Origin of the sequence: Phaeobacter sp. QD34_24 (assembly GCF_028890115.1) — a bacterium.
In the GTDB taxonomy this organism is placed as follows: Bacteria; Pseudomonadota; Alphaproteobacteria; order Rhodobacterales; family Rhodobacteraceae; genus Phycobacter.
Genome location: NZ_JARCJD010000043.1, coordinates 1 through 6,370 on the forward strand (window position 1 = coordinate 1; position 6,370 = coordinate 6,370).

A 6,370-nucleotide genomic window follows, 5' to 3' on the forward strand; every position below is an offset into this window, starting at 1 on the left:
GATCAGACATGTTACCGCTCGATTTTCGAACCGTGAATCACGCCGCTGGACGGAAATCAATGGGTCCTGACCCTAGCGACACCGGAGTGCAGCCAAGATGTTCGCCCAAGAGAGGCGATCTCAAAGAGAAGAAAATGGTGCCGATGAAGGGACTCGAACCCCCGACCCACGCATTACGAATGCGTTGCTCTACCAGCTGAGCTACATCGGCAGCGGCCCTTGCCTATACTACAAGAGTTCACGAGACAAGGGTAATTTACAGTATATTCTCAGTATGACGCCAACAATAATAATATTACCATTGGCCAATTTCTCAAGAAAAAACGGGGGTATAAGCTATATTTTAGACATTATACTACACACGTCATTCGAGTGATTACGAATGACGTGCTCTACCAGCTGAGCTACAGCGGCAACCTTTGCGGTCTTGGGCCTGGTACTGGCCGAAGATGCGTCCTCCGAAGGCAAGCCAGGAGGATGCGGCTGTCGATTTAGACCTTCGTATCAGACCGCGCAAGGAGAAATCGATTTCCGATTACGCTTCGGATCGCCCATGGCCGTGCCTGTGGGGTGAAAAGCGCCTGCAATCCATCATACCGTGGTCATAGAAAGCGCGGTGCCAAAGGGCACCGCGCCTGAAAATGTTTGGTACTGAAATGATGCACGGCGGCCACCACTCACGGTTCGAAAAGAGCTGCCGAACGAAAATTATACTATCGCATAGGAACATTGTGCCAACATGATACCAATTCGTGTTTCACTTGAACTTTTCTTTCGTGTAAGGTGTCACAATTATGAGGAAACCTGTTGATAAAGGACGTCATGTCTAACATATCCAAACTGACAGAGTTGCGTAAACTGATGCTCGACATGGAACATGCCATGGGGCTGCAGGAGCTATCCACGGTTGAACGGGATGTATACTATGCGGCGAGCGATTGCCCGGATACATCCGACGGGGTGCGAACCAACCGGATCCGGGAGCATGCCATTGTCGCAAGCATGTCGCGTCCGACGTTCTTCAGAGCTTTGAAGTCGCTTGTCGGTAAGGGATATCTGGAACAAAGCGGCAGCACGAGCCGGGGAAGATACCTTGTAAAGGCACCCAAGTAGAAAGGGGTCTTTCAGGGAGTATGGTGGGGACGGGAATTGAAAGCTCTGGCAACAGAAACAATCGTGGTGTCCCTGTGCTACCTGGTTGCGAGTTACGCCGCCTTTGAGATTCTGATGCCCATTCAGAAGAGCTTTTTCCCAGGCATCGGCGGAGACGCGAGCCTTCTGTTCCTGCCTCACGGCGTGAAAGTCCTGGCGAGCTGGCTGTTGGGTTGGCGTGCGAGCATTGCGCTGTTTCCCGGCGTCTTCCTGGTCTTCGTTTCCTTCGCGGGTATGGGCGTATTCGAGTGCCACCGGATCGCGGCGATCCTGATCGCGGTCCTGGTACCCCCGGCAGTTTTCCATCTGGTGAAGATCCTGGGATGGGATCTGTCGCCAGCATCCGGGCGTAAACCCCGCTGGGCCAGCATTATGACCGTGGGGTTCCTGATTTCCATCGTGTCATCGGTGCTGAGCAACCTGGTCTTCGGAAACGCACCGAAGGAGTATTTCGCCTATTTGATCGGAGACATCTTTGGATTGTTTTTCCTGTCTTTGATCCTGATGTTCCTGTTTCGCGCCATGCGTTCGCGCTCATCTGCCTGACACAGGCACAGCCCGACATAGAAACGGCCCGACATAGAAACGGTGTGACGGAGATCGCTCTCCGCCCTCGGGTCAGGCTCCTTGTCGTCAGGCGCCTGACCTCTGCCGTTCATGTAGCTCAGGTGATCGCAGGATCAGCTTTTGGGCCGCCGTGGTTTATCAAAACCGCCCTTGCCGGTTTTTGCCGCCTTGGCCTGGGCCGCGCGGGCCTTGTTCTTCTTGCTGTTGGGTTTGCCCTTCGGGGGCGGCGGGCCCTTGGGACGCCGGTCGCCGGTCGCGGCTTTGCCAGCGTCTTTTCTGCGCAGGCTCTTGCTGGCATCTCCGGCACCGGGTTTGGTGCCTGGTTTGGCAGCGGGCTTCTTGCGCGGGGTCACAACCGCATTGGGTTCGCGGGGCGGAGTGTCTTTCGGCTTCTCGCGGCGCGCAGGTTTGGCCCCATCGGCCCTGTCCGGTCGCGGGGCCCGTGGCTTGCGATCGCTGTCGGGGCGATCAAACGAGCGGTCCTGACCGCGATGCGGGCGTTTTCCACCCGGACCGGCAGGCTTGCCACGGCCAGGTTTGCGCGGACCGGAGGGGCGCCCGGCAGGCAGATCGGGGGCCTTGTCCAACTGGGTCAGGCGCGTGCCGTCATCCAGCACCATCTCGGCGCCCAAAGCGGCCAGGAAACCGGCTGCGCTGCTCTCCTTGATTTCGGCGAAGGTTTCGTCCTCCTGGATGCGGATGGCACCGATTTCCGACTTGGTGATATCCCCGGCCCGACACAGCATCGGCAGCAGACGGCGGGGATCGGCGCCGCCATTGCGACCGATCGCGATCGAGAACCAGACGCTGGGCCCAAAGGGCGCGCGGGGCTCCGGCTTGGCATCTGCCTCTGACAGCTCTTCCGGGGCCGAGCGCGCGCTGCGCCACAGGCGCAGATAGGCGGCGGCCAGCTGCTCTGCCGTGAAGGTCTCGCTCAGCGTGGCAACCATCGGCTGCTCACTGTCAGCAATAGGATCCTGCCAGATCGGATCAGCCAGCATGCGTTCGTGGTCGCGGGCGGTGACGTCCTCGGCCGAGGGCGCGTTGCCCCAGTTGACCTGCAGCTTGGCCATCTTCAAAAGACGCTCGGCCTTCTTGCGCGCCTTGGGGGGCACGATCAGCGCGCTGACGCCCTTGCGCCCGGCGCGGCCCGTGCGGCCCGAGCGGTGCAACAGGGTTTCGTGGCTGGATGGCAGTTCGGCGTGCACAACAAGTTCGAGGTTGGGCAGATCGATCCCGCGCGCCGCCACATCGGTGGCCACGCAGACGCGGGCGCGCCCGTCGCGCATGGCTTGCAGCGCGTGGCTGCGTTCGGCCTGGGACAACTCGCCGGACAGGGCCACGACCGAAAACCCACGGTTCGACAGACGCGTCACCAGCCGGTTCACCATCGCGCGGGTGTTGCCAAAGACGATGGCATTGGGCGCCTCGTAGTAACGCAGCACGTTGATGATCGCATTTTCATCATCGCGCGGCGCCACCGCCATGGCGTGGTATTCGATATCGCTGTGCTGGGAGGTCTCGGCAACGGTCGAGATCCGCTTGGCATCACGCTGGTAGTTCTTGGCAAGCTCTGCAATCGCGCGCGGCACGGTGGCGGAAAACAGCAGCGTCTGGCGCTCTTCCGGGGCTTCACCCAGGATGAACTCCAGATCCTCGCGGAACCCAAGGTCCAGCATCTCGTCAGCCTCGTCCAGCACCACAGCGCGCAGATCGGACAGATCGATGGAGCCGCGCATGATATGGTCGCGCAGCCGTCCCGGCGTTGCCACGACAATATGCGCGCCGCGCTCCAGCGCGCGACGTTCATCGCGCATATCCATGCCGCCGACACAGGAGGCCAGCTTGGCGCCGGCCTCAGCGTAGAGCCAGCTCAGTTCCCGTTTCACCTGCAGCGCCAATTCGCGCGTGGGCGCAATCACCAATGCCAGGGGCAGGGCCGCGGGGGAAAAATGGTCCTCGTCCCCCAGAATGGTATCTGCAATGGCAAGGCCAAAGCCCACGGTCTTGCCCGACCCGGTCTGGGCGGACACCAGAAGATCGCAGTGCGCCAGCTCCGGATCGGTGACGGCGTCCTGGACGGGGGTAAGGGTTTCATATCCACGGCGCTCCAGCGCCACAGCGAGTGTCTGTTTCAAAGGAAGGTCTGCTTTTTCCAAAAGAGCGGGCGCAACAGGCGCATGTGCCGACAAGGGGCTGCGTATAGGGCATGGAGAGTGAAATGTATAGCGCCCATGCCCTTTGGCGGCGAAATAGGCAAGAGTCGTCCCGGATCGACAAAGCCTGCTTCTTACAAAAGCGCGTTGATCGCCTGCTTGCTGAGGCTGACACCCACCTTGGTCAGCTGCGCGTCCAGTTCCCGCATGATGCGCCCGCGCAGGCTGCAGCGACTGATCATCTGGAAGAACCGATCCAGCTCTTCCTGCCCGGGGGTAGCCTGAGCGCCGCGCTTCTTCGGCATCGCCGCAATATCCGCAGGCCCGATGCCAAAGCAACGATCCAGCACCGCCACGCGAATGAGAGATTCCAGCGAACTGCGCTTTACCAGGGCCATCTGCGATCCTTCCTCAAGGCAGGGTTCGGCACAGCGCGCCAGTTTTTTCCAGCAGACCAGGCGGTCAATCTCGGTCAGGATCTTCTCCTGACGCGGTGCCTTTTTTCTCTGTGGGAGCAGGGTCTTCTTCATGCTTCACGTCCCTTCACTTGGCTGGTAACCACCTAAAACTCTTCCCAAATTCGACTTAAGCTAAATTTGAATTTAATCGGATACGAGTCAATCTGAGGGGCCTTGGGCAATCGGTCACCGGGCCTCTCCATTTGCAGGACGAACGGACACAAAGGGTAGCTGGCATCTCGTTTGTGCGGTCACCTATCCTTTTGCACCTATTCGCGGTGGCAGATCGCGAGTCGCAGCGCAGGCAGCAGCCGGAACGGAAAAGCCCCCGCGAATAGGCGGGGGCTTCGATGTCTTGTCTTTGAGGTGCTTCGCTCAGTAGCGGTAGTGTTCCGGCTTGAACGGGCCTTCGGGGCTGACGCCGATATAGGCGGCCTGTTCCGGGCTGAGCTGGGTCAGCTTGACGCCGATGCGGCCCAGGTGCAGGCGCGCGACCTTCTCATCCAGATGCTTGGGCAGGATGTAGACGTCGTTCTTGTAGGTCTCGCCACGGGTCCACAGCTCGATCTGGGCCAGGACCTGGTTGGTGAAGGAGGCCGACATCACGAACGACGGGTGGCCGGTCGCGTTGCCGAGGTTCAACAGGCGGCCTTCGGACAAGAGGATCAGACGGTTGCCCGAGGGCATCTCGATCATGTCCACCTGTTCCTTGATGTTGGTCCACTTGTGGTTCTTCAGCGCAGCGACCTGGATCTCGTTGTCGAAGTGGCCGATGTTGCCGACGATGGCCATGTCCTTCATCTCGCGCATGTGCTCGATGCGGATCACGTCCTTGTTGCCGGTGGTGGTGATGAAGATATCCGCGGATGCGACTTCGTCTTCCAGCAGGGTTACTTCAAAGCCATCCATGGCCGCCTGCAGGGCGCAGATCGGATCGGCTTCGGTCACCTTCACGCGGGCACCCGCACCACGCAGGGAGGCAGCAGAGCCTTTGCCCACGTCGCCATAGCCGCAGACCACGGCAACCTTGCCGGCCATCATGGTGTCGGTGGCGCGGCGGATGCCGTCGACCAGGCTTTCCTTGCAGCCATACTTGTTGTCGAACTTCGACTTGGTGACGGAGTCATTGACGTTGATCGCCGGGAAGGGCAGCTGGCCGTCCTTGACCAGCTGATACAGCCGGTTGACGCCGGTGGTGGTCTCTTCCGAGACGCCCTTGATCGCGTCGCGGGTCTTGGTGAACCAGCCGGGGGATTGCGCCATGCGCTTCTTGATCTGCGCCTTGATCACCTCTTCCTCTTCGGAGGTGGGCACCGGGATGATGTCTTCACCGGCTTCGGCGCGTGCGCCCAGCAGGACGTAAAGCGTGGCATCGCCACCATCGTCGAGGATCATGTTGGCGCCCTCGGCGAACATGAAGCTCTTGTCGAGGTAATCCCAATGCTCTTCCAGGGTCTGGCCCTTGATGGCGAAGACCGGAATGCCCGCCTCGGCGATGGCCGCCGCCGCGTGGTCCTGGGTGGAGAAGATGTTGCAGGAGGCCCAGCGGACATCCGCACCCAGCGCCACCAGGGTTTCGATCAGCACGGCGGTCTGGATGGTCATGTGCAGCGAGCCGACGATGCGCGCGCCTTGCAGGGGCTTGCTTTCGCCGTATTCTTCCCGAAGGGCCATCAGGCCCGGCATTTCGGTCTCGGCGATGTCCAGTTCCTTGCGGCCAAACCCGGCCAGTGCGATGTCTTTTACTATGTAATCTGCGGCCATTGGAAACTCCATTCCGGCTAAACCAAGCGTCGAGCATGCAGGTAGCACCACAACCCTTTACAAGCAACGAAGATCCTTGAATTCATCAGATCATCATGCCGTGCATTGGGGTGTGGTGCCGACCAACAGGATATTGGCTTTGTCCGGCTCGGGGGCCTAGAACTCTTCCCATTTGTCCAAGGCGGCGTTTCCATCCGTGCCGGTTGCGGCGGCCGGGGTGACGTCGCTGAAATCCCAGTCGTCGTCGCCATGGGCCGTCGGGGCACTCGGGGC

At 60.2% G+C, this 6,370-nt stretch carries 4 protein-coding genes and 1 tRNA gene; 1 reads left to right on the plus strand and 4 read right to left on the minus strand.

Annotated features, from left to right (window positions below):
- Window positions 1-135 precede the first annotated feature (135 nt).
- Window positions 136-211, minus strand: a tRNA-Thr gene (locus PXK07_RS18415).
- A gap of 1,016 nt (window positions 212-1,227) precedes the next feature.
- On the opposite strand from PXK07_RS18415, the gene PXK07_RS18420 reads away from it, so the two are divergent.
- Entirely contained in the window at window positions 1,228-1,698 is a 471-nt protein-coding gene (locus PXK07_RS18420) for a hypothetical protein (RefSeq protein WP_274849769.1), read from the plus strand.
- Between the two features lie 134 nt (window positions 1,699-1,832).
- On the opposite strand, the gene PXK07_RS18425 is transcribed toward PXK07_RS18420, so the two are convergent.
- From PXK07_RS18425 to ahcY, 3 genes are all read right to left on the minus strand, one after another.
- On the minus strand, window positions 1,833-3,857 hold the full coding sequence (locus PXK07_RS18425; RefSeq protein WP_274849770.1) for a DEAD/DEAH box helicase: 2,025 nt from the start codon (window positions 3,855-3,857) through the stop codon (window positions 1,833-1,835).
- Window positions 3,858-4,009: 152 nt separating this feature from the next.
- Window positions 4,010-4,405: a hypothetical protein gene (locus PXK07_RS18430; RefSeq protein WP_274849771.1), complete on the minus strand. Its 396-nt coding sequence runs from the start codon at window positions 4,403-4,405 to the stop codon at window positions 4,010-4,012.
- Between the two features lie 303 nt (window positions 4,406-4,708).
- Window positions 4,709-6,097, minus strand: coding sequence for an adenosylhomocysteinase (gene ahcY / locus PXK07_RS18435; RefSeq protein WP_274849772.1), 1,389 nt, complete (start codon window positions 6,095-6,097; stop codon window positions 4,709-4,711).
- Window positions 6,098-6,370 lie beyond the last annotated feature (273 nt).

Coding starts and splice junctions, on each gene's coding strand:
- PXK07_RS18420 (WP_274849769.1), top strand. CDS start 1,228: ATGCCCATTCAGAAGAGCTTTTTCCCAGGCATCGGCGGAGACGCGAGC.
- ahcY (WP_274849772.1), bottom strand. CDS start 6,097: ATGGCCGCAGATTACATAGTAAAAGACATCGCACTGGCCGGGTTTGGC.
- PXK07_RS18430 (WP_274849771.1), bottom strand. CDS start 4,405: ATGAAGAAGACCCTGCTCCCACAGAGAAAAAAGGCACCGCGTCAGGAG.